The sequence below is a fragment of the Kurthia huakuii LAM0618 genome, assembly GCF_000505545.1.
In the GTDB taxonomy this organism is placed as follows: Bacteria; Bacillota; Bacilli; order Bacillales_A; family Planococcaceae; genus Kurthia; species Kurthia huakuii.
This window is the reverse complement of the sequence record NZ_AYTB01000015.1, coordinates 270,673-292,743: the sequence shown is the minus strand read 5'-3', so window position 1 is coordinate 292,743 and position 22,071 is coordinate 270,673. Positions and strand designations below refer to the sequence as shown.

Genomic DNA, 22,071 nt, shown 5'->3' with positions numbered 1-22,071 from the left:
TAGAAAAAATTTTCGTCAAATTTTTAATCGTTTCGCTACGCAACCTTGCTACAACAAGCTTTTAATATTGGCATGGTTTTTGCATTGCATTTAGTGTACACATCTTTTAAAAGGGGCGAATTTACTATGACAACGACATCATCAATCATTGCTACAACTGAAAAACTAGGAGCACACAACTATCATCCGCTTCCAATTGTCATTGAGCGCGGTGAAGGCGTATGGGTATATGACCCTGAAGGAACGAAATATATGGATATGCTATCTGCTTATTCCGCACTTAATCAAGGGCATCGCCATCCGAAAATTATTGAAGCGTTAATAAATCAAGCTCAAAAGGTAACGTTAACATCACGCGCGTTTCATAACGATCAATTGGCGCCGTGGTATGAAAAAATGACGTCGCTGACAGGAAAAAACATGGTGCTCCCAATGAATACGGGCGCAGAAGCCGTAGAATCTGCCATCAAAGTCGCAAGGCGCTGGGCGTATGACGTAAAAGGTGTCGAAGCAGGGAAAGCCGAAATCATTGGTTGTATCGGCAACTTTCATGGCCGGACGATGGGCGCACTATCCCTCTCATCTGAAGAAGAATATAAACGCGGATTTGGACCAATGCTGAGCGGTTTTAACGTTGTTCGATATGGTGACGCGGAGGCGTTAGAACAAGCCATCACAGCAAATACCGCTGCTTTTATTGTTGAACCCATTCAAGGAGAAGCGGGTATTATTATGCCACCAACAGGTTATTTAAAAGCCGTAGAAGCCATTTGTCGTAAACATAACGTCTTATTCATTTGCGATGAAATTCAAACTGGGCTCGCACGTACCGGAAAAATGTTTGCCTATGAATGGGAAGGCGTCACACCGGACATTTTAGTATTAGGAAAAGCGCTAGGTGGTGGTGTCATGCCGATTTCAGCAGTCGTTGCCGATGAGACCATTTTAGGCGTCTTAAACCCCGGTTCACACGGTTCAACATTTGGTGGCAATCCACTCGCATGCGCCGTATCAACCGCTTCTCTTGAAGTTATTGAACAAGAACATTTAGTACAGCGTTCACTCGACCTAGGAAATTATTTTAAAGAACAATTAGAAACAATTGAACATACAGCCATTAAAGAAATTCGTGGCACAGGTCTTTTCATCGGTGTAGAACTGCATACAGCCGCGCGCCCTTATTGTGAAGCGCTCATGGAAAAAGGATTATTATGCAAAGAAACGCATGCAACGGTCATCCGTTTTGCACCACCACTAGTCATCTCAAAAGAAGAATTAGACTGGGCAATCGAACACATTAAAGCCGTATTTAATGAACAGTAAACTTTGCGAAAGTTAGATGTTCTGCAACATCCCTCTTATGGTACACTTACATGCAGGAGGGGTTTTATGCGGAGTTACACAACGAAAGCATTGTTTTGGTTATGGCTCATCATCGCCTATGCGATTGTTTTCGTCAGTGCCTATTTGTATAATACGATGGTCAAGCAACCAAATATAGGTCTTATCATTGGTGCCATCATTCTTTTTACAATCGTTTTTATCCCTATTTATTTATCAATTTGGCGCACGATTACAAAACAGGAAGCACGAAAAACAGCGAAACAGCATTTGCGATTTTAATAAAAAAGTAGACCACAACAATGAACGGTGGTCTATCTTTTTTGTTATTGATTATTTTTCATCCAATAATCGCTATAACACAAAACAGGAACCGCATAGGCGATTCCTGTTTTCTTTAAATATAACCATTAAACCCATTCCCGTCGCAATCGTTAGCGCATTTGTCGCATTTTCTTTTAAGCGCCATTCCTCAAATGCTAAGACACCACATAATAATAGCACCATTGTCAATTGCAACGGCATAAATTGAAATTTTTCATTAATAAACATAATCGTAGATAGTGCTAATGTCATTAATACAAGCAATACTTTCGTCAAACGTAGTGTCTCCATCACAGCCAACCCCTTATTGTTTTTTGAGTCATTATTCCCCAATTATGCATTAACTGAAACAAAAAATTTCATAGATGCCAAAACACATTTGTAAAAAAAGAGTTGCTTCACTACTTTTTTTCTAGTACTATAAAACACAATTCAATGATTCGACAAATTCGATGAAAAAGAGAGTAACCGCTATACGATGGAGAAGCGAGCTAGGAACTGGTGAAAGCCTAGCCAAATCGATACGGTGAAACGCACTTTGGAGAAAGCTTCTGAATCTAGTAGGAAGTATCGGGGAAAGCCTCGTTAACAATGTTGAGTGGCCTTTTTTTGGCAACTAGAGTGGTACCACGGGAATCTATGCTCTCGTCTCTTTATTGAGGCGAGGGCTTTTTTTATTTAATGGAGGAGAAAAATATGAAAATAATGATTACACAATTACTTTATGATGCACTCAATCAAGCAATTGATTTCACAACGATTGAAAGCTTACTGGAAAAACCAAAACATGAAGAACTAGGTGATATCGCCTTCCCTTGCTTTATGTTAGCTAAAATTTTACGCCAAGCACCTGCTCAAATCGCCGCTGAGTTAGCTGAAAAATTACACGATGAACGCATCCGACAAGTCGTCGCAACTGGCCCGTATATTAACTTTTTCTTAGAGCCATTACCAATTGCCAACGCGATCATTCCAGCGATTGTAACACAACAAGCAATGTATGCGACACAACAGCAAAATGGCAAAAAAATCGTCGTTGACTATTCATCACCCAATATAGCCAAACCTTTCTCAATGGGTCATTTACGCTCAACCGTTATCGGGCAAGCAATTGCGAATATTGCTGAAAAAATGGGCTATGAAGCGGTGCGTATTAATCACCTCGGTGACTGGGGTACACAATTTGGGAAGTTGATTGTCGCTTATAAACTTTGGGGCGATGCCGAAGCAATTCGCAAGCACCCCATTCAAGAACTATTAAAAATTTATGTACAATTCCATGAAGAAGCAGAAAAAGATGCCGCCCTTGATGACCAGGCTCGCCAAGCATTTAAAGCACTCGAAGAAGGCGATGCAGCGGCACTTGCTCTTTGGAAAGAATTCCGTGAAGCTTCGTTAGTAGAATTTAATGAAATTTACGAACTTCTAGGCGTTCATTTTGACTCGTATAATGGCGAAGCTTTCTATAACGATAAAATGGCACGCGTCGTTCACGAATTAGAAACTAAAAAGTTATTAACAGCTTCAGAAGGTGCACAAGTTGTTGATTTAGGCGAGGAATTACCACCTTGTTTAATTAAAAAGAAAGACGGTGCTACTTTATATGCAACGCGTGACTTGGCCGCAGCTTTCTACCGCCTAGACACGTATCAGCCAGAAAAATTATTTTATGTCGTTGGTGGCGAGCAAACGCTGCACTTCAAACAATGGTTCTACGTCATCGACAAGCTCGGTTACGATGCATCAAAATTTACACATATTCCATTTGGCATGATGTTAAAAGATGGCAAAAAAATGTCGACACGTAAAGGAAAAATTGTGTTGCTTTCTGATGTGCTAAGCGATACGATGGAAGCTGCAAAACAAACGATTTTAGAAAAAAATCCAAATCTTTCTGCAATCGATGAGGTCGCTAAACAAGTAGGCATTGGTGCTGTCATTTTCAATGATTTAAAAAATGACCGACAAAATGACATCGAATTTTCAATTGAGCAAATGGTAACATTCGAAGGCGAAACAGGCCCTTATGTTCAATATACAAATGCGCGTATTCATACTTTGCTTGAAAAAGCACAATTTGACGCCACAACAGCGCCGCTTCAATCCCTAGATGATGCATTATGGCCAACAATCAAAGTACTCGAAGCTTTCCCAGCAACAATTGAACGCGCCTACGCACAAGCAGACCCTTCTCAAATTGCGAAATTTAGTTTGCAACTTTCTCGCACTGTTAACAAGTTTTATGGACAACAAAAGGTATTAACAAATGACAACGCGCAACATGACCGTTTAACAGTACTTTACACTGCATCGATCATTTTAGAAGAATGCTTAAACCTATTAGGAATTGAAGCACCGCAACATATGTAAATACAGAAAGAGGACAATATGGATACGTACGATTTTTACTTATTTCCAATCAGTAAATTAGAGGTAGATGCTCCACTAGCACTCGACACCGCGTTATTAGCCTTTGGAGAAGACGCACAATTTTTACATATTCCAGTGGATGTTATTGATTATGACCCACATCGTTTAATGGATGCTGTAAAAGGGACACAGCTAGAAGCAATCGAACAAGGCTCTACTACATTTTCTCATTGGGAATTAACATTATTCACTGATGAAGCTGCACCGGCACTCGAGCAAACATTTACTTCATGGAAAGAAAAATTCATGTGCTGTCTAGACGAAGAGATTATACTAGGCCCTGAAGAAGATGATTGCTACCTGTCAAAGCAAGCGTTATTAGCGGAAATTGAACGTGGACTTCAATTCGTACAACTATTAAAAACAGGCCAATATGCTATGTGGTCAACTGGCGTATAACAAATTAACAAAAAAGAGGCTGGGACAAAACAGTTCATTTTCTTTTTTAGCGTTCGCAACAAAAAACCGGAATTGCGCTTTAGCGCGGTTCCGGTTTTTCTTATGCTCATCTGAGATGGTGTTTTTACACTTATGTCCTAGCCTCTTTTTTAGTGTGATATTGAACGAGAATCATTTAAAAGTTGCACAATACGCATACGGCTTAATACGCTATTCACAGTCGCACCAAAAGTATCCACAGCATTTTGCATAAGCTGTAATTCCATTTTTGTAAATGTTGTTGTCGTTGCTAACTCTAATACGGCAATTGTTTCATTTTCAAAAAGAATGGGAATCAACTGCACCATGTTTGGAGGCATTTCACCTAGTCCTGTATTTATTACTTGATACTGTTCGAGCGCATCTAGCGACATCATTTTTTTGTCTAATGCACATTGCCCCATGAGTCCTTCACATAAAAAGCGCCCTATGAAGCTTTTGTTACATGCGACAATTCAGTTAAAAACAATTCGGACAAGCGCAAAATCCCATTAACACCTTGATAAGATTTTACGATTTGTGTTTCTTTCGTTTGGAGCCATATGCGTTTTTCAAAATCATCTAACAAATCGTTTGTCGCTTCACTTAACGCACGTATTTCATCATGCCCTTTTACACGCAACCTATCTTTGAAATTATTTTTTGAATGCACCATATGATTGAGCGCATTGATTGTGAGATATTTTTAGAAAGTATATTTGAGATCACAATAGCAACCACAATGGCGATTACTAGAAATGCGCCTAACATGACTACTATTCGTTTATTCATCTGATCCAAACGTTTCATCTCTGAAGTCACATCATTTTTTTCACACTCTTTCATTTGTTAAATTGCTGTAAGTGCAGCACTCTTATGCCTATCATTCAGCAGTGGCTGCATCTCTGCGTCACGTTGTTGCTTTGTTGTATTCATTGAAGGTTCGACAACTTGTATCAATCATTTTTCTATATTGCTGTTGATTGTACGAAGATGAGCTTGTTGTGTTTTACGATTATCCATACGCAAGTAAAGCTGTTGCCACATGTTTTCAAAGTCTTTTTTCGCTGCATTGTAAGTTGCAAGTTCACTTTCTTTCCCAGCTATCAACAAATTTTGCTGCGCACGTTCAATTGCCACAATATCATTTTCTAACATATCAATGAGTGTCTGAACTTGCATGTTTTTTGTGATTAGCTCATTTCGAGTTTCTTTTAAGGTATTCATGTGACTTCCTATTAAAATAAGAGCACTCACAAAGCATAGTAATAATGCCACATAACTCCCGTTAATTTTCATGCGTATCGTTGTTTTCATCAATGGTAACCTTCTTTCTACACATAGAAAAGACTTCCTAACTTTAAAAATTAGAAAGTCTCATGCGAACATTTAAGCTTTTTTTGAGAAATATTGTGCTGAATACATTCCATCGTGCACATGGATCATGTTTTTTAATTTCATTAAAATCTTTCGGCGCATACGCGAAATATGCATTTGAGATACGCCAAATTTATGAGCAACTTCCATTTGCGTCCAATTTTCAAAAAATAGCAACTCGACAATTTCTCGTTCTTGCGTCGATAAATACTGCAAGGATTGCTTTAACACTAAGTGATTTTCAAATTTCTCATAATTACTATCTACCACACCTTGATAATCGTAGTATGTAGATGGTGCTCCCACAGCTCCCGAATCTACAGTTGCTTCTAATGATAATGTATTGTAGCCGTTCATTAGCTCCATCGTTTCCAACACAATATCTTCTTTTACTTGTAAATGTTCTGCAATTTCATTTACATTTGGTGAACGTTGCAAATGTTCATTCAAATCATTGATTGCTCTATTGACATGCATATAAAATTCTTTAACGCGACGCGGAACATGAACATCCCATGTGCAATCTCGGAAATAACGTTTGATTTCTCCAGCAATTGTAGGAACCGCATAAGAAATAAATTTACGATCCACACTTAAATCAAATTTTTGAATCGCCTTCGTCAAGCCGACCATTCCTACTTGTACAACATCTTCACGCTCAGAAACTTTGCGCGAATATTTATTTACAATTGATAAAACTAGTGGTTTAAACCTTTCAACAAGCTTAGTTGCCGCTTCTTTATCATCATTCTGCGCAGCAAAAAGTAATGTTTGAACTTCCTTCTCATCAAATGTTTTCTTCTCCATGTATAAGTTCCTCCTAAATCTAGTTTGAACTCTCAACTTGAACCATACTAAGCTTTACCTCACACTATAAATGTCAAACATTTTTAAATAAAAGTTGTACTAATTATTCATCTCTATTAGTTACTTCGAAACGTTTATTTTTTTAAAAAAGGGTATAGTTATCATAGCATCCATATTTATACCTTATTTTAAATATATTTTTTCATCAAAAAAATTTTTTAGTTAAAAAATCATATAACACAGTATTCTTTTTTCTGAAAATCTATCTTCTTTGTATAGTATTTTATTTTTTAAATTAGACAAATTGAAGCAACGATACTTTGATTGAAAGGGTTATGATTTTTATGATAAATAAACCAAATTATTACTACACAATTGCACAAACTGAACAGAATTCGATTTTCACGTCTGTTGATTAACTAATTTTTACCAATAAAATGCAATAAAAAAGAGAGATTCCATGTAAAATGTAAGTTACCACACCAACATTTACGAGGAGGAATCTCTCATGGCTAAGAATACCACGATTTTCATGTTACTTCAAAACTTTATTTCACAGGAAGAAATCAACGAAATTCTTGTTGAATATGGTTTTGAAGATACAGCTCGTAAATGCGATGTACCTACACTTTTAGCTTATTTAGTTGGTGCAGCGGCTTTCGAATGGAAACGTTTACGTCACGCAGCGGATGTGGCTTCAGCACAGGGTTTGAAATCTGTGGATTATTCTACGCTTTCGAAACGCTTAGGCGAGCTGAATCACCATATTGTGAAGCGTATTTTTGACGTCATTGTTAGACGTTTAAACCGAGCGACACGACGAAAATTAAAGCTTAAAAAAGACTTACTAGCGATTGATTCGACAACGATTACCGTTGGAAAAACGCGTTTACCATGGGCTTTATATCATGGTGAGCGCTCAGGCATCAAGTTGCACGTTAGCTTCACAAATACGACTGAGATGCCCTTGAAAGTCGTGGAAACAACGGGCTTAAAACATGATGGTCCGATTGGCGTGAGCTTAGAGGACAAGCGTTTTATTCTCGTGGCAGATCGTGCTTATTTTTCAATGGATAAGGTCGATCGTTACGCGCAAACCGGACAAGATTTCGTCATTCGTTTGAAGGAAAATATTCATGTAAGTCGAAAGAAATCGTTAAAAAGAGCCCCTGTCGCAGGTTCCAATGTAGTCGCTGATTTTACATGTATCCTTGGTACAACGCAAAAACAAACCGTCGCACGCCATCGTATCGTAGAATTTACAGATTACGAAGGAGATGTTGTGCGTGTTGTGACAAATCTTCGCGATGTAACAGCAGAAGAAATCGCTGGCATGTATAAAGAGCGCTGGGCAATTGAATCGTTCTTTCGTTGGATCAAACAGAACTTAAATGTGCCTGTTTTATTTGGCACGACTGAAAATGCGGTGTATAGCCAACTATTTGCGGCGTTAATTGCCTACGTATTATTGAAATTTTTACAAACGGAAGGACACAAGAAAAAGCACTGTAAACGCCTGTCTTTCGCTGGTTTCACACGCCAGCTTCTTTGTGATACCCTGCCGATTGAATGGCGAATTGGATTGAAGGAAATAGTCGAATGCCACCGTGAACTTTATCAACTAGATATTGGGTGATTTTGGTTAATCAACACGTGTGTTCGATTTTTGAACTAGTTCCTGTACTTTGTCATCGCAACAACACGAAATGCTACTCTAAAGAATCTACATACTGTTTTGCTTCTACTAATGAAGCATTGGTTTGTTCGCGGACATATTTGATTGCTTTGATCTGTTGTTCCGCTGCTAATAACTTTTTCACATGTTTGATGGCATCCTCTGATAATGTTATTGGCTGGCTACCTAGACGTTTTTCAAGCTTGCTTACTTTTTCTTTTAACATGGCCACTTGTAAAAATGCAACAATCCCAAAAATAAATCCTAATAAACCGAATGCTTCCATTGTTAGACATCCTCTTTCCTTTTTATTATATAGACTGACGAGTTATAGTAATTTAAAATACTATCGCTATGCGTAAGAAATTTTTGTACACTATTATTTTTCTGTTAAAAAAGTGGGGTTATGATATGCAATTGCAAAAATGGTCAAAGCTTGTAGCAGCAAGCTTTGTCGGGATTTCGCTGACGTTTAGTGCAACGCTAGCATTTGAACACACTTAAACGGTGTCGGCAAAGACATTAAAAACTGGAAAACTTGTCAAATCGACCGATGGGGATACGGCAACATTTAACCATTTTTAATACAACATTATTCTTTTTCCCGTTTCATAACACGAAAAAACAAAAAAACAGCAATCGCCGTTCAAGCGACTGCTGTTTTTAAATTATTTCATTTGTTGCTTTTTGCGTTCATATTCTTCTTTTAAATCATCACGTACCGTACGTTCGGTCGGTTTGACACCTGAGAAATACGCAGCACGTGCCATAATATGCCCACCAATCGGTCCGGTAATAAAAATAAAAAGAATCCCTAAAATGATGCGTGAATTGTACGTGCCTTCGACTTGCCAAAAATAAATAAAGACGCCGATTAAAATAAATAGTACACCGAGTGTCGCACTTTTAGAAGCGGCATGGGCACGCGTATAAGCATCGGGAAATCGCATGAGCCCAACGGCCGTCATAATAATGAAAAAGGTCCCTAGTAACAGAGAGATTACGATGACGCTATTGATTAGAATTGTCACGGTCAATAATCTCCCCTTTCTCTAGGAATTTCGCAAAGGCAATCGTCCCAATAAACGATAAAATCGCGAGTAGTAAAATAATCTCAATGTAAAAACTTGTCTCAACAAAAATTGAAAATAGCCCGACAAGTGCAATAATGGCAACGCCGATTGCATCGAGTGCAATAACGCGGTCCGGTGCTGTTGGACCTTTCACAAGACGGTAAACGATACCGAGCATGGCCAGCCCAACTGCTATGATGCAAATGACGACAATAATTTGAATAAAGGTCATCATGTGCGCGTCACCTCCACAATCGCTTTTTCGAATGAATTTTTAATGGAATCAATCGCTTCATCAACATCTTCTAAATCAATTGCATGGATATACAATGTTTTGCCATCATCTGAGACATGAACTACAATCGTACCCGGCGTTAATGTAATCAAATTGGATAACAACGTAATTTCCCAATCGGCTGTGAGTTCAGTCGGATATGCAAAAAATGCTGGTGACATTGTAATATGCGGCTTCATCGCATGCTTTACAACGTCCACATTAGCGTTCCACAGCTCTTTTAAGAATAGGAAGAATAGCTTGATGACCGCCCATACACGATGTAAATAAAAGCGACTTTTAAACATATGACGCATCATATACAACATAAGAAGCCCTAATAAATAACCAATGATAAACCCTGTACCACTAAATGTATTCGATAAAAACATCCATACCAGTGCTAAAAAGACATTTAATAATATTTGTACCGCCATACTATTGTCCTCCCTTCACGGCATCGATGTAAATTTGTGGATTCGCAAGCGTTTCAGCAGCTTTTGCCATATATGGCATAACCGCATCTGCACCAACGCCATAAACAATCGTTAGCGCCACAAGTAACGCTGTTGGGATCCACAACTGCCAATAAACCGAGCGATTAATCGGTGTCGTTTCTTTTTCTTTGCCCCAGAAGGCATAGACAAAAATACGAATAACTGATAATAGGACAATTAAGCTTGATAATAAAATCCAAATACTTGAAGCCGTTTGCTCCGCTTCAAAACCACCTTTTACAAGCAACATCTTGCCGATAAAGCCACTTAATGGTGGAATGCCTGCAAGACTAAACGCGGCAATTAAATACAGCCAGCCAAGACTCGGATAGTGCTTCATCAGGCCACCCATTTTTTTCAAATTCGTTTGACCTGTAATGTAAATGATAATGCCTACTAAGAAGAATAGCGCTGCCTTAATTAACATATCATGAACAACGTAAAACATAGAGCCGAGTAAGCCGGTGTCATTGTATGTCGCGATGCCGTATAAAATAACACCAACTGCAATGACAATATTGTAAATAATAATCTTTTTAACGTCCCAAACAGCGAGCGCCCCAATACAGCCTACGACAATTGTCGCAACGCTTAAATAAAGCAATAACGTATGTGTAAAGGCAATATCGCCAACAAAGAATAATGTAAATGTACGCATAATCGCATACACACCTACTTTTGTTAGGAGCGCGCCGAATAACGCAAGTACAGGAAGCGGCGGCCCACTATATGAGCTTGGAAGCCAGAAGAACAGCGGGAAAATCGCTGCCTTTAAGCCAAAGACGACTAATAACATAATCGCGATGGCCGTTAAAATACCTGGCTGATTCACTTCACTTACTTTCTGTGCGATGTCCGCCATATTTAAGGTTCCGACTACTGAATAAAGCATCGCAACGGTAATAACAAAGAATGCCGATGATACAACGTTCACTAAAATGTATTTAATCGATTCGCGGAATTGAATTTTTTCGCCGCCAAGAACGCTCAGTAAATACGAAGCCATTAACAACACTTCAAAGAAGACGAACAAGTTGAAAATATCACCTGTTGTAAATGCACCGTTGACCCCTACTAACATGAGTAAAATACCTGGGTAGTAGAAAAACTGCTCACGGCCAACACCAATCGTGCGGTAACTATACCAAATCGCAAAGAGTGTAATAATCGATGATGTTAACACAAATAAAATCGACACCATATCAGAGACCATCGTAATCCCGTATGGTACAGGCCAGCTACCAAATGTCACCACTTGAATGCCATCGGTTGCTACTTTTTGTAATAACCATACACTAGCGCCAACGGTTAAGATGGCACCAATCATTGCCCCAATACGCTGAAACATCAGTTGTTTTGGCGCAAACATTAGGAGAATCGCAAAAGCGAATGGAATAATAATCGGTAATAATGGACTATTCATCGTGCTCTTCCCCTCTCATTTCATCAATATTATCTGTTTTTAATTCTTGATATGCACGGTATGCGAGCACAAGGAAAAATGCCGTCACACCAAAGCTAATCACAATCGCTGTTAAAATAAGCGCTTGTGGTAATGGATCTGCCATGCTGCTATTTGACACGCCATCTGCTAAAACAGGTGGAGCATCACTACCGAGGCCGCCCATCGTCAAAATAAGCATATGTGCACCATGACTCAGCAGCCCTGTCCCAATAATGATGCGCAATAAACTTTTCGATAAAATTAAGTAAATGGCTGCGAAGAATAAAAAGCCAATAACAAAGGCCATTAATATTTCCATTATTCGTCGCCTCCAATCGATTGAATAATAATCATCGTCACACCGACAACAACTAGGTACACACCGGTATCAAACAACATCGCCGTATGCAGCTCTGTCTTGCCTAATAGCGGCAATGTAAAGTAATCAAAGTAATGTGTGAAAAATGCCTCGCCAGCAAATGCTGAAATACAAGCTGTCAGCAATGCTAATGCTAGGCCACTCGCTGTTAAGACCATATAATTAATCGGCAATAAATTTTGTACGGTTTTCAAATCAAAGGTAATGAGTAAGAGCACGATAGCGCATGACATTAATAACCCGCCGACAAAACCACCACCTGGCGCAAAATGCCCCGCTAAAAATATGTGGATCGAGAAAAGGAAAATAATAAAGAATACCATTTGCGTCATCGTGCGCATAATGACATTATTTAGTTTCATTGTGGTGTTCCCCTTTCTTACGGCGTAATTTAATCATGCCGAAAATCGCCATACCTGCAAGCGCTAATACGGTAATTTCAAACAATGTATCAAAGCCACGATAATCGACTAAAATAACATTGACGATATTTCCGCCGCCCGCTTCTTTATAAACGGTTTCTTTATAATATTCACTAATGGATGGTAGTAACTTTTGTGAATGTGCAGCAAGCGCCATCAATGTCACCATGACACCTACTGCAGCGGCAATAACAAAGTTACCAAGTTTAAATGGTAAACGGGCTTCATGACGACTGAGCTTCGGCAAATGATAGAACGCTAATAAAAATAGTGCTACCGATACCGTTTCAATCGACAATTGTGTCAATGCTAAGTCAGGTGCATTGAATAAGACGAAGAACATCGCCACTGAATAGCCCACGACGCCAAGCGCAATAATCGCTGTTAAGCGGGTTCGCGCAAATAGTACCGTAAATGTACCGACAACGAGCACGACGACAAGCGCAATATCAAACGGCCCAATCTTACTAACATTGTCCGTACTAAAGGCATAACCATCTTTTATAAATAACGTTGATAATACAATGACAACAATGGCCGCAAACATATAAATAAAGTACATACGAATAGAACCGGTCATATATAGCTTCGACAACTTTGTCATATCCTCATCGGCAAGACGCATCATACGGCGATACAATTGATTTAATGAGAACCATTCTGGAACAATCGTATAAATTTTACGCCAATGCTTGACAGTCATAAATAGCGCAAAGCCAACTGCAATGACCCCAAGCGTCATCCACAATTCTGGCACAAATCCATGCCACGCTTGAAGATGAATATCGACATCGCTTACAGCAACGAATAAATTCGGTTGAATCGCAAGCACAGCTGGTTTAATAAGCGCATCTGTAATAACATTTGGAATGAAGAACATAATGACGACAAATGACGCTAAAATAATTGGCGAAATTAACATACCAATTGGTGCTTCGTGTGGTTTTTTCGGTAATTCTTGTTGTTTTCCAAAGAAAATACCTGTCACGAAGTATAAGCAATACACAAATGTAAAGATACTCGCTATCCATGCAGCCACTGGAATTAAAGTAGCGATGGATGCGAATGAAAAGTCTTGCGCATTTAACATCGTTGTGAAAAATAACTCTTTTGAGAGGAAACCATTAAATGGTGGTAAACCCGCCATCGATAAGCTCCCAATCATTGCGACCGTAAAGCTAATCGGCATTATAGACATTAAACCGCCTAGTTTGCGAATATCGCGCGTGCCTGTTTCATGATCAATAATGCCGGCAATCATAAACAGTGCACCTTTAAAGGTCGAGTGATTAATTAAATGAAATAGCGCCGCAAAACCAGCAAATTTAAAGACGTTTTCTACGCCATCTTCAACATGATAACTCATCGCTGCAACGCCGAGCATCGACATAATCATCCCAAGCTGACTCACCGTAGAGAACGCCAAAATACCTTTCAAATCGCGCTGCTTTGTAGCAAAGAACGAACCCCAGAACAACGTAATAAGCCCTAATACGACAATCAACCAAATCCACGTCGTATTGTATGCAAAAATAGGTGTGAAGCGGGCAACTAAATAAATTCCTGCTTTAACCATTGTTGCAGAGTGTAAATACGCACTAACCGGTGTTGGTGCTTCCATCGCATCGGGTAACCAAATGTAAAATGGAAACTGTGCAGACTTCGTTAATGCACCGAGTAAAACAAGAACAGCCGCTAATGTGAAATATGGACTTTCTTGAATGACGCTTGTTTGGAGCATCATTTCGGAAATTGATAGCGTACCGGTAATATTTGCGAGGATTAAAAAACCACCAAGCATCAGTAAACCACCAAATACGGTAATCATCATTGATTTCAATGCGCCAAAGCGTGAGCCATCGCGCGTAAACCAATAACCAATTAATAAGAACGAAGAAATCGATGTTAACTCCCAAAATAAATAGAGACTAATGACGTTGTCCGATTGTACAACGCCAAGCATCGCCGTCATAAAGAGCAATAAATAAATATAAAAATTATGTAATTGCTCCTTCGTTTTGTCTAAATAAAAAATGGAATAGAGTACGACTAATGCGCCAATACCTGAAATAAGAATTGAAAATAACAATCCTAATCCATCAAGTGATGAATCAATTTTAAGTTGCAAATCTGCAACCCAAGTCCACGATGCATAACTTGCTCGCTCGCCAATTTTTGACACATAATAGCTCACAAGTACAACTGGCACAATGAATACGAACCAACCTGTATGTAGTTTGATTTTCTTAAAAAGTAGTGGCATGAATAACGCTGCTAACACCGGTAAAAAAATCATCCATAACTGCATATGAACGCCTCCTTTTTCTTTTTTCTATAAATACCCTTTTTTAACAAAATATAAAATGGACGCAAAAAAGAAGCCTGCCACAAAAGGGCATAGATTCCCTTCTGTGACAGACTCCTCCTAAAACGAACTTTTAATTTTTTCTAGTATAGCATGCATTTTTACGAAAATGCAACCTATCATCTTTTTACAGTAATTCTTTACGTAACTCAGCGCCCGATTTTGGTGAAATCGCACTAACTGGAATATCTAATACTGATTTTGCACCAAATTGTCCTTTTTCTGCTAAACGGTAAGCAGCACGCGCATATGCTACTAAAACGCTTGATGTGAAATAAGGATTGCTTTCTAATTTCAAATTAAATTCAACAATTTGTTTATGACCTTCTTTTGATTGACCACTACGAATAACAAAACCGCCATGTGGCATTCCTGTATGATCTTTCGCAAATTCATCAGCTGAAATGAAGTTTACCGTTGTATCGTAATCTGAGAAGTAATTTGGCATTGTTACAATTTCTTGCTCGATTGTTGCTGTGTCAGCACCTTCTGCAGCAACAACGTAGCATACGCGTGTATGTTTTTCACGTGTTGACAGCTCTGGTGCCTCACCGTTACGCACGCGTTCTACAGCAGCCGGCACTGGTAACGTATATTGTACGGCTTTTGCAACACCTGCAATACGGCGAACCGCATCTGAGTGGCCTTGGCTTAGACCGTCGCCCCAAAATGTATATGTATCTCCTTGTGGTAGTACTGCTTCACCTAGCGCGCGATTTAATGAGAATAAACCAGGGTCCCAGCCAACCGAAATAATTGATACCGTATCTGATGTTGTATTAACTGCATCAACGCTAGCGAAAAATTCCGGAATTTTTGCGTGTGTATCAAAGCTATCAATTGTGTTAAACCATTTAGCAAAGTGCGGTACTTGTTCTGGTAAATCTGTTGCTGAGCCACCGCATAAAATCATCACATCGATTTTTCCAATAAATTGTTCGACATCATCTACATGATGTACCGCCGCGTCTCCCGCGATTGCTAATGTTGCTGGATCACGGCGTGTAAATACCGCTACTAACTCCATATCTGTATTTTGTGCAATGGCGCCTTCAACACCGCGTCCTAGATTTCCGTACCCGACAATACCCATTTTTATAGTCATAAAATAAATCCTCCTAAGTATTCGTTGTTAAATAAATTGTACATTAAATTTAAAAAATTCCAATTATTATGATGAATTCGAGCGAGATTTGTATAAAAAACTTGCTATCTGCTAAAATAACACGAAGAAAAAGCGAAAAGCGCATAGTGATGCGCTTTTCACTTGCTAGTTATTTCATTATATTAGGCACTTGCTTTACCCATTATACGCATAATAAAGCCAACAATTAAAATTAATAAAATGGTGCCTAGTAACGTCGGTAAAATATAGAAGTCACTAATTTTCGGACCCCAGTGACCTAATAGCGAGCCTCCAATCCAGGCGCCAATAATCCCAGCAATAATGTTTCCAATTACTCCGCCTGGAATATCTTTACCCATAATAAGTCCTCCGAGCCATCCTAAAATACCGCCGATAATAATATACCAAAGAAAGCTTAACATTATAGCATCTCCTTTCACTCATTTTTTCCCTACATTTAGATTACACTTTAGTAGTCTTCTCTTTTCTATTCCCCGTTCAATAGCTTTCTAACACAATTCACAACCCTTTTTTCGCAATTAATCATAAATCTAGCTATACTATCTAAAAAGGGGTGCTTCCGATGCAAACACAAAAACTTGTCGAACGTGTCGCAAAACAGCTACGTGATGCCTCTCGTCAGCTCATTCATCTTCCACCAGATGAAGCTTTCCAATACATAGCGGATGCCTGCCGTAAAGAATTGCCGATTGATTTTTCGGCAATCGCAATGGCTGACAATAACCAATACGTTCTAAAATCGTGGAGTGGTGAGCCACATCCTATTTCAACTACTTTTCCGTTAACAATTGCTGATTGCGCACCGCTTCTCACAAAAGAAGTCGTAACTCATTTACACAACATCAAGGAATGTTCCTTATTTCAGCTAATGAAAAATACAAATATTCGTTCATGGTTTACGGTGCCTTTCAAAATAGATGACACACGCTTTGGTTTTTGTTTAATCGGTTATTTAACGCCAATAGAGCTCATTCCAGATATGGGTGACGTTTTTAATGAATTCGGCAAAGATGTCGGTGTATCCATGCTTTATCAGCACGAAAAAAATGATAAACAACAGCTTGAACAGCTATTACGTTACCAGCAGCTATTGCTTCATGAAACGTTAATTGGGGACGCTTTCGATGGTTTAACCGCAAAAATCAGTACATTGCTTCACAATTCCGTTGTGCTTTTTGACCGCTTCCATCATATCTTATCAGAAGCTTGGCTAGAGGATGCGCAGTCCTATGATGCATTGACAGAACAACATCCAATCCATGTAGGTCAGGAGGTATTTGGTTATCTCGCCTTATTACATCAATCCCCGCCAACGCATTATGTTCAATTATCAATTGAAGTCGCTAAAAATATTTATGCTATCCAATTTATGAAGCAAAAAATAGCCTTTGAAGCATATGAAAAGAAAAAAGAGCAATTACTCGATTTATTGCTGCAGTCCCTTGTAAATGAGCAAATGGTTCGTACACAAGCCAATTTATTAAACATTGATTTGACACCGCCTTTTTATATCGCAGTTGTCGACACTACGACAAATGTACTTGAAAAAGCCACATCATTTGAACAACATTTAACGACCATTCACTATGGCGAGCAAGTTGTCTTATTATTTAAAGAGCCCGACTATGCTCAAGCACTTTATAAACTAATTGCGCAACATGCACCTACAAAAATGCTCTCTAGTCGGCCGCTTCACAAACTACAAAATGTACGGGTAGAATTGTTGAAGCTAAAGCACGCCATACCCTTTATTGAACATGCGGCTGTCGATTATGCCCAATTAGGGGTAATTCCATTATTACAAGAAATCACACATTATGAGCATTTTGTGGATGAGCAGCTTGGTCCATTAAATACGCTGCTACTAGAAACGCTAAAAAGCTATTTAGCACATAATGGTAATGCTTCTGAAACGGCACAAGCATTATTTATTCATCGCAGCACGCTACTGTACCGCGTTGAAAAAATCGAGACGTTGCTACAATGCTCTCTACAACACAATGAAACGCGCTTCACACTACAATTAGCGTTGAAATTAAAAGAACTCCACAAATTGTAGTATTTCATGATTGTTCATTCCTACAGTTTGTAGATGTTTTCTGTAAAAAAAATACAGTATAGTAGAAGTATCTAAAAAATGGAGGCGGTTCGTATGACAACAATTTCAAATTTACGTTTACCTGTATTTGGTTCACCAATGTTTATTATTAGCACACCAAAGTTAGTGATTGAACAATGTAAAGCAGGGATTGTCGGCTCGATGCCTGCACTCAATGCTCGCCCAAAAGAATTACTAGACGAATGGCTTGCTGAAATCACCGAGGAACTAGCACGCTACAATGCACAAAATCCAGAAAACCCGGCAGCACCCTTTGCGATTAATCAAATTGTCCATCATACAAATGATCGTTTAGAGCATGACATGGAGCTATGCGTCAAATATAAAGTGCCGATTATTATTTCATCGCTTGGCGCGCGCAAAGAAGTATTTGATGCAGCACATAGCTATGGCGGCCTCTGCTTCCACGATGTCATTAACAATACATTTGCGAAAAAGGCGATTGAAAAAGGGGCTGACGGCTTAATCGCCGTTGCGGCTGGCGCAGGAGGTCATGCTGGTTCATTGAGTCCATTCGCGCTTGTTCAAGAAATTCGCGAGTGGTTTGACGGCCCGTTGGCACTATCTGGCTCAATTGCGACAGGTCAATCCATTTTAGCTGCGCAAGCAATGGGCGCCGACTTTGCGTATATTGGTTCACCGTTTATTGCGACAGAAGAAGCGAATGCTGTTGAAGCGTATAAGCAAATGATTGTTGATAGTAAGGCAGATGATATTGTCTATAGCAATCTCTTTACCGGTGTACATGGCAATTATTTAAAACCTTCCATTGAAACTGCCGGCTTAGATCCGAATAATTTAGCTGAAAGTGACCCATCAAAAATGAGCTTTGGTGGCGATAGCGGCGTCAAGGCTTGGAAAGATATTTGGGGCAGTGGTCAAGGCATTGGAGCAGTTAAAGAAATTCAACCTGTCCATGCCTATGTCGAGCAATTGTACAAAGAATATATTGCCGCACAACAACAATTAGCTATAAAAACAGCTAGCTTGATTCGTCAATAACATAGTAAAAAAGGAGAAATCACGTGTTTGTGATTTCTCCTTTTTAGCATGTTCAAACGCATGTATTACTAATACTGTTATGCTTTTATCGATTGGTAAATATAATGCATTTCATTGTCATTCATAATTTTTGGAACAGGGTATAAAGGATTCGCTTCTGCAAGGGCGCGCTTCACCATTTTAGGAATATCGTTATTTTGAATACCTGTTAAGTTAGTTGGAATATTCATTTTTTCGTTTAATTGTTGGATAGCCACAATAAATTTTTGAGCGCGTAAGGCGTCACTGTCATGTTCCTCTCCAATGTGTACAAGCGTTGCTAATCGTGCTAATGGTACATGAACTGCTTCACCGTAAAAAGTTAACAGATGTGGCAACAATACTGCATTGGCTAGGCCGTGTGGAATACCATAAAATCCGCCAAGCGTATGCGCAATTGCATGAACATTGCCAACAAAAGCGCGCGTAAAAGAGAATCCCGCAATGTATGAAGCGCGCTGCATATTTGCACGCGCTGTTAGATTTTCTGGGTGTAAATAGCTTTCATATAAATTCGAAAAAATGAGCTGTACCGCTTCTTCACTCGCTTGAATCGTTGCCGACGTATTACTTTTACCAATATACGCTTCTACTGCATGTGTTAAAGCATCCATTCCAGTAGTAGCCGTAATAAATGATGGTAATTTAACTGTTAGCAGTGGATCAAGTACCGCAACATGTGGCACTAAAACCGGGTCCATTAAGGCATATTTCTCATGCGTATTACTATCTGAAATAACTGCCGCAACAGTCGCTTCACTTCCTGTACCCGCTGTCGTTGGAATCGCAAAAAAAGGTGGCATTTCTTTGCGTATTTTTAATAGTCCTTTCATTTGTGGAATCGTTTTATTTGGGCGAGCGACGCGTGCTGCTACACCTTTTGCACAATCCATCGGTGAGCCGCCACCAAATGCAACGATGCCTTCACACAGATTCGCTTTATAAAGACGATAGGCCTGTTCAATATTTTCAATCGTCGGATTTGGAACCGTACCATCATATACTGTAACAGCAATCTCTGCTTGAGCTAGCTGTTCTAAAAAAGGTTCTGCCAGACCTGATGCTCGTAGACCTTTGTCTGTTACTACAAGCACACGCTGCGCCTGTTGCTTTATGCGAGTCGGTAAATCTTCTAAGCAATTAATCCCTTCTAAGCGTTCCGGTTCCCGGTAAGTCATCGCTTTTGAAACAACTTTAAAGCCTTGTTGAAATGTACGACAATACACTTTATGTAACATAGGCTATCATCCCCTAACATTTTTCCTTTAATTTTAATACATATAAGACAAAATTTCACACATAAATGCGCATTTTCATGTATGATATAGATATTAAGTTATTCAATTGCGATTGGGCCGCCTAGGGATGAATCTTTGTGATTGGAAGGGGAAGTTGCAGATGGAAAATCGTATTCGCTATGCCGCATTACAAGATAAGGTTGTCTCAGCAGAAGAGGCAGCATCATGGATTAATGATGGTTCACTCGTGGGGATGAGTGGCTTTACACGTGCTGGAGATGCCAAAATTGTGCCACTTGCACTTGTTGAACGCGCAAAAAATGAAAATTTCCAAATTGATGTATTTACCGGTGCATCACTTGGCCCAGAAGTCGATGAAAAAATGGCGGCGGCTGGCATTATACGCAAACGTGCACCATATCAAGGGGACCGAGTAATTCGTAATCTCATCAACACAGGGGACGTCCTCTACATGGACGCGCATTTATCTCAAAATGCAGAATTAGTTCGTACAGGAATTGTTGGACCAATTGATTATTTAATTGTTGAAGCTGTTGCTATTACTGAAGAAGGGCATATCGTACCAACAACTTCTGTTGGGAACTCCGCAATTTTAGCACAGTATGCACAAAATATTATCGTTGAGCTCAATGTTGCACATCCAGTTGATTTAGAAGGCTTGCACGATATTTATATTCCTGGTGACCAAGGCCATCGCGACCCCATCCCAATGACGCATATCGAACAGCGTCTTGGGACAACAGCGATTCCCGTTGATCCTGCTAAAATTAAAGGAATTGTCATTTCTGAAACGACAGATGCACCATCACTCATCGTACAACCTGATGAAGAAACAGCCCAAATTGCCGAACATTTATTAAACTTCTTGCGTGATGAAATTAAAGCTGGACGCCTAACAGAACGCTTAGCACCACTCCAATCTGGTGTCGGCTCTGTTGCCAATGCCGTCTTAAATGGGTTCTTAAACTCTGAATTCCACGATTTAGAAGTATATTCTGAAGTATTACAAGATGCAGTATTTGAGTTGATTGATGCAGGTAAAGTTCGCTTTGCATCTGCCACATCGATTACGTTAAGTAAAGAATGTGGTGACAACGTTTATGGCAACTTGGATCGTTATAAAGAAAAACTCGTATTACGACCTCAAGAAATCTCGAATCACCCAGAAATCATTCGCCGTTTAGGATTGATTTCGGTCAATACTGCACTTGAAGTAGATATTTATGGTAATGTCAATTCCACACACGTATCGGGCGTCAAAATGATGAACGGTATCGGTGGCTCTGGTGACTTTGCACGTAATGCTCGTCTCGGCATCTTCGTAACAAAATCGTATGCAAAAGGTGGCGCGATTTCATCGATTGTACCAATGGTGTCACACGTTGACCATACTGAGCATGACGTTGATGTTATCGTAACAGAACAAGGTATTGCAGATTTACGTGGTTTAGCGCCAAAAGAGCGTGCACAGCAAATTCTCGAACATTGTGCACATCCAGAATACAAAGCACAACTACAAAATTATTATGATCGTGCCGTTGAAAAAACAGGCAATGCCCACACACCTCATCTATTAGAAGAAGCATTATCATGGCATACTCGCCTAGCTACAAACAAAACAATGAAGCAATAAACTGATAAAAAGCCGGAATCGCATCGCAATTCCGGCTTTTCTTATGG

At 39.4% G+C, this 22,071-nt stretch carries 24 protein-coding genes and 1 other annotated feature; of the genes, 8 read left to right on the top strand and 16 right to left on the bottom strand.

Features of this window, described 5'->3' with window-relative positions:
* Positions 1–126: 126 nt before the first annotated feature.
* Together V514_RS0113225 and V514_RS0113220 are read left to right on the top strand one after the other, a co-directional pair.
* The gene (locus V514_RS0113225) at positions 127–1,323 is read left to right on the top strand and encodes an ornithine--oxo-acid transaminase (RefSeq protein ID WP_029500399.1); all 1,197 of its coding nucleotides are present in this window, start codon (positions 127–129) and stop codon (positions 1,321–1,323) included.
* A 66-nt stretch (positions 1,324–1,389) separates the two neighbouring features.
* Positions 1,390–1,623: a hypothetical protein gene (locus V514_RS0113220; RefSeq protein WP_029500398.1), complete on the top strand. Its 234-nt coding sequence runs from the start codon at positions 1,390–1,392 to the stop codon at positions 1,621–1,623.
* Positions 1,624–1,695: 72 nt separating this feature from the next.
* Here the strand turns inward: V514_RS0113220 and V514_RS0113215 are convergent, their stop codons facing one another.
* On the bottom strand, positions 1,696–1,956 hold the full coding sequence (locus V514_RS0113215) for a hypothetical protein (RefSeq protein ID WP_029500397.1): 261 nt from the start codon (positions 1,954–1,956) through the stop codon (positions 1,696–1,698).
* Positions 1,957–2,108: 152 nt separating this feature from the next.
* Positions 2,109–2,321, top strand: a binding site (T-box leader).
* A gap of 40 nt (positions 2,322–2,361) precedes the next feature.
* On the opposite strand from V514_RS0113215, the gene argS reads away from it, so the two are divergent.
* Together argS and V514_RS0113205 are read left to right on the top strand one after the other, a co-directional pair.
* Entirely contained in the window at positions 2,362–4,035 is a 1,674-nt protein-coding gene (argS, locus tag V514_RS0113210) for an arginine--tRNA ligase (RefSeq protein WP_029500396.1), read from the top strand.
* Positions 4,036–4,053: 18 nt separating this feature from the next.
* Positions 4,054–4,494 carry a hypothetical protein gene (locus V514_RS0113205; RefSeq protein ID WP_029500395.1) on the top strand — a complete coding sequence of 147 codons (441 nt, stop codon included), beginning with the start codon at positions 4,054–4,056 and terminating at the stop codon, positions 4,492–4,494.
* 149 nt (positions 4,495–4,643) lie between these two features.
* On the opposite strand, the gene V514_RS0113200 is transcribed toward V514_RS0113205, so the two are convergent.
* From V514_RS0113200 to V514_RS0113185, 4 genes are all read right to left on the bottom strand, one after another.
* On the bottom strand, positions 4,644–4,937 hold the full coding sequence (locus V514_RS0113200) for a GAF domain-containing protein (protein ID WP_029500394.1): 294 nt from the start codon (positions 4,935–4,937) through the stop codon (positions 4,644–4,646).
* Positions 4,938–4,960: 23 nt separating this feature from the next.
* Positions 4,961–5,188: a hypothetical protein gene (locus V514_RS0113195; RefSeq protein WP_029500393.1), complete on the bottom strand. Its 228-nt coding sequence runs from the start codon at positions 5,186–5,188 to the stop codon at positions 4,961–4,963.
* A 284-nt stretch (positions 5,189–5,472) separates the two neighbouring features.
* The gene (locus V514_RS0113190; protein ID WP_029500392.1) at positions 5,473–5,829 is read right to left on the bottom strand and encodes a CHASE3 domain-containing protein; all 357 of its coding nucleotides are present in this window, start codon (positions 5,827–5,829) and stop codon (positions 5,473–5,475) included.
* A 72-nt stretch (positions 5,830–5,901) separates the two neighbouring features.
* On the bottom strand, positions 5,902–6,696 hold the full coding sequence (locus tag V514_RS0113185; protein ID WP_029500391.1) for a SigB/SigF/SigG family RNA polymerase sigma factor: 795 nt from the start codon (positions 6,694–6,696) through the stop codon (positions 5,902–5,904).
* Between the two features lie 508 nt (positions 6,697–7,204).
* Here V514_RS0113185 and V514_RS0113180 point away from each other — a divergent pair.
* Complete coding sequence (locus V514_RS0113180) at positions 7,205–8,332, top strand: IS4 family transposase (RefSeq protein WP_029499779.1); 1,128 nt, start codon at positions 7,205–7,207, stop codon at positions 8,330–8,332.
* A 73-nt stretch (positions 8,333–8,405) separates the two neighbouring features.
* On the opposite strand, the gene V514_RS0113175 is transcribed toward V514_RS0113180, so the two are convergent.
* The 10 genes from V514_RS0113175 to V514_RS0113125 all read right to left on the bottom strand — a co-directional run bounded on the left by V514_RS0113175 (position 8,406) and on the right by V514_RS0113125 (position 16,373).
* Positions 8,406–8,657 (bottom strand): hypothetical protein, encoded by a 252-nt coding sequence (locus V514_RS0113175; protein ID WP_029500390.1) that lies wholly within the window; start codon positions 8,655–8,657, stop codon positions 8,406–8,408.
* Between the two features lie 382 nt (positions 8,658–9,039).
* Positions 9,040–9,402 carry a monovalent cation/H(+) antiporter subunit G gene (gene mnhG, locus V514_RS0113165; RefSeq protein ID WP_029500389.1) on the bottom strand — a complete coding sequence of 121 codons (363 nt, stop codon included), beginning with the start codon at positions 9,400–9,402 and terminating at the stop codon, positions 9,040–9,042.
* Entirely contained in the window at positions 9,383–9,679 is a 297-nt protein-coding gene (locus tag V514_RS0113160; protein ID WP_029500388.1) for a Na(+)/H(+) antiporter subunit F1, read from the bottom strand. Before V514_RS0113160 ends, mnhG begins: the two co-directional genes overlap by 20 nt.
* Positions 9,676–10,155 carry a Na+/H+ antiporter subunit E gene (locus V514_RS0113155; protein ID WP_029500387.1) on the bottom strand — a complete coding sequence of 160 codons (480 nt, stop codon included), beginning with the start codon at positions 10,153–10,155 and terminating at the stop codon, positions 9,676–9,678. The genes V514_RS0113160 and V514_RS0113155 overlap by 4 nt, the downstream gene beginning before the upstream one ends.
* A 1-nt stretch (position 10,156) precedes the next feature.
* Complete coding sequence (locus V514_RS0113150; RefSeq protein ID WP_029500386.1) at positions 10,157–11,638, bottom strand: Na+/H+ antiporter subunit D; 1,482 nt, start codon at positions 11,636–11,638, stop codon at positions 10,157–10,159.
* The gene (locus V514_RS0113145; protein WP_029500385.1) at positions 11,631–11,978 is read right to left on the bottom strand and encodes a Na(+)/H(+) antiporter subunit C; all 348 of its coding nucleotides are present in this window, start codon (positions 11,976–11,978) and stop codon (positions 11,631–11,633) included. The genes V514_RS0113150 and V514_RS0113145 overlap by 8 nt, the downstream gene beginning before the upstream one ends.
* Positions 11,978–12,400: a Na(+)/H(+) antiporter subunit B gene (locus V514_RS0113140; RefSeq protein ID WP_029500384.1), complete on the bottom strand. Its 423-nt coding sequence runs from the start codon at positions 12,398–12,400 to the stop codon at positions 11,978–11,980. Before V514_RS0113140 ends, V514_RS0113145 begins: the two co-directional genes overlap by 1 nt.
* On the bottom strand, positions 12,387–14,768 hold the full coding sequence (locus V514_RS0113135; protein WP_029500383.1) for a Na+/H+ antiporter subunit A: 2,382 nt from the start codon (positions 14,766–14,768) through the stop codon (positions 12,387–12,389). Before V514_RS0113135 ends, V514_RS0113140 begins: the two co-directional genes overlap by 14 nt.
* 184 nt (positions 14,769–14,952) lie before the next feature.
* Positions 14,953–15,930, bottom strand: a complete 978-nt coding sequence (locus V514_RS0113130; protein WP_029500382.1) for a diaminopimelate dehydrogenase — start codon at positions 15,928–15,930, stop codon at positions 14,953–14,955.
* A gap of 182 nt (positions 15,931–16,112) precedes the next feature.
* Complete coding sequence (locus tag V514_RS0113125) at positions 16,113–16,373, bottom strand: GlsB/YeaQ/YmgE family stress response membrane protein (protein ID WP_029500381.1); 261 nt, start codon at positions 16,371–16,373, stop codon at positions 16,113–16,115.
* 161 nt (positions 16,374–16,534) lie between these two features.
* Here V514_RS0113125 and V514_RS0113120 point away from each other — a divergent pair, with 161 nt between their 5' ends.
* Positions 16,535–18,031, top strand: a complete 1,497-nt coding sequence (locus V514_RS0113120) for a PucR family transcriptional regulator (protein WP_029500380.1) — start codon at positions 16,535–16,537, stop codon at positions 18,029–18,031.
* Positions 18,032–18,124: 93 nt separating this feature from the next.
* Positions 18,125–19,093, top strand: coding sequence for an NAD(P)H-dependent flavin oxidoreductase (locus V514_RS0113115; protein WP_029500379.1), 969 nt, complete (start codon positions 18,125–18,127; stop codon positions 19,091–19,093).
* A 77-nt stretch (positions 19,094–19,170) separates the two neighbouring features.
* Here V514_RS0113115 and V514_RS0113110 read toward each other — a convergent pair whose 3' ends face one another.
* On the bottom strand, positions 19,171–20,370 hold the full coding sequence (locus V514_RS0113110) for an iron-containing alcohol dehydrogenase (RefSeq protein ID WP_029500378.1): 1,200 nt from the start codon (positions 20,368–20,370) through the stop codon (positions 19,171–19,173).
* A 160-nt stretch (positions 20,371–20,530) separates the two neighbouring features.
* On the opposite strand from V514_RS0113110, the gene V514_RS0113105 reads away from it, so the two are divergent.
* On the top strand, positions 20,531–22,024 hold the full coding sequence (locus V514_RS0113105; protein ID WP_029500377.1) for a succinate CoA transferase: 1,494 nt from the start codon (positions 20,531–20,533) through the stop codon (positions 22,022–22,024).
* Positions 22,025–22,071: the final 47 nt, after the last annotated feature.

Coding starts and splice junctions, on each gene's coding strand:
- V514_RS0113225 (WP_029500399.1), top strand. CDS start 127: ATGACAACGACATCATCAATCATTGCTACAACTGAAAAACTAGGAGCA.
- V514_RS0113220 (WP_029500398.1), top strand. CDS start 1,390: ATGCGGAGTTACACAACGAAAGCATTGTTTTGGTTATGGCTCATCATC.
- V514_RS0113215 (WP_029500397.1), bottom strand. CDS start 1,956: ATGGAGACACTACGTTTGACGAAAGTATTGCTTGTATTAATGACATTA.
- argS (WP_029500396.1), top strand. CDS start 2,362: ATGAAAATAATGATTACACAATTACTTTATGATGCACTCAATCAAGCA.
- V514_RS0113205 (WP_029500395.1), top strand. CDS start 4,054: ATGGATACGTACGATTTTTACTTATTTCCAATCAGTAAATTAGAGGTA.
- V514_RS0113200 (WP_029500394.1), bottom strand. CDS start 4,937: ATGGGGCAATGTGCATTAGACAAAAAAATGATGTCGCTAGATGCGCTC.
- V514_RS0113195 (WP_029500393.1), bottom strand. CDS start 5,188: ATGGTGCATTCAAAAAATAATTTCAAAGATAGGTTGCGTGTAAAAGGG.
- V514_RS0113190 (WP_029500392.1), bottom strand. CDS start 5,829: ATGAAAACAACGATACGCATGAAAATTAACGGGAGTTATGTGGCATTA.
- V514_RS0113185 (WP_029500391.1), bottom strand. CDS start 6,696: ATGGAGAAGAAAACATTTGATGAGAAGGAAGTTCAAACATTACTTTTT.
- V514_RS0113180 (WP_029499779.1), top strand. CDS start 7,205: ATGGCTAAGAATACCACGATTTTCATGTTACTTCAAAACTTTATTTCA.
- V514_RS0113175 (WP_029500390.1), bottom strand. CDS start 8,657: ATGGAAGCATTCGGTTTATTAGGATTTATTTTTGGGATTGTTGCATTT.
- V514_RS0113160 (WP_029500388.1), bottom strand. CDS start 9,679: ATGATGACCTTTATTCAAATTATTGTCGTCATTTGCATCATAGCAGTT.
- V514_RS0113155 (WP_029500387.1), bottom strand. CDS start 10,155: ATGGCGGTACAAATATTATTAAATGTCTTTTTAGCACTGGTATGGATG.
- V514_RS0113150 (WP_029500386.1), bottom strand. CDS start 11,638: ATGAATAGTCCATTATTACCGATTATTATTCCATTCGCTTTTGCGATT.
- V514_RS0113145 (WP_029500385.1), bottom strand. CDS start 11,978: ATGGAAATATTAATGGCCTTTGTTATTGGCTTTTTATTCTTCGCAGCC.
- V514_RS0113140 (WP_029500384.1), bottom strand. CDS start 12,400: ATGAAACTAAATAATGTCATTATGCGCACGATGACGCAAATGGTATTC.
- V514_RS0113135 (WP_029500383.1), bottom strand. CDS start 14,768: ATGCAGTTATGGATGATTTTTTTACCGGTGTTAGCAGCGTTATTCATG.
- V514_RS0113130 (WP_029500382.1), bottom strand. CDS start 15,930: ATGACTATAAAAATGGGTATTGTCGGGTACGGAAATCTAGGACGCGGT.
- V514_RS0113125 (WP_029500381.1), bottom strand. CDS start 16,373: ATGTTAAGCTTTCTTTGGTATATTATTATCGGCGGTATTTTAGGATGG.
- V514_RS0113120 (WP_029500380.1), top strand. CDS start 16,535: ATGCAAACACAAAAACTTGTCGAACGTGTCGCAAAACAGCTACGTGAT.
- V514_RS0113115 (WP_029500379.1), top strand. CDS start 18,125: ATGACAACAATTTCAAATTTACGTTTACCTGTATTTGGTTCACCAATG.
- V514_RS0113110 (WP_029500378.1), bottom strand. CDS start 20,370: ATGTTACATAAAGTGTATTGTCGTACATTTCAACAAGGCTTTAAAGTT.
- V514_RS0113105 (WP_029500377.1), top strand. CDS start 20,531: ATGGAAAATCGTATTCGCTATGCCGCATTACAAGATAAGGTTGTCTCA.